The 242-nt window shown below is 69.8% G+C and carries 1 protein-coding gene; it reads right to left on the minus strand.

The features are described 5' to 3' along the window. A partial coding sequence (locus tag SB660_RS23210) for an NUDIX hydrolase (protein WP_410584904.1) occupies positions 1-242 on the minus strand: 242 nt, incomplete at both ends.

Here is a 242-nt window from a genome sequence, read left to right on the forward strand (position 1 = left end):
CCTCGGCGACCACGCGATGACCGGGTTCGTTGGCCGCCTCGGAGATGAACGTGCCGAGCGGCTGGAGGTCGGCCTCGTCGAGGAGCAGTCCGAGCTCTTCGTGCAGTTCGCGGATCAGCGTCTGCGCGGGGGATTCACCGGGCTCCGGCTTGCCGCCGGGCTGCATGAACCTCGTCGTGCCCTGCTTGCGCACGACGAGCACGCGCCCGTCGTCGTCGACGATCACGGCGGCGCTCACATGG

Origin of the sequence: Bacillus sp. SIMBA_005 (genome assembly GCF_046535585.1) — a bacterium.
GTDB lineage: Bacteria > Bacillota > Bacilli > Bacillales > Bacillaceae > Bacillus > Bacillus pumilus.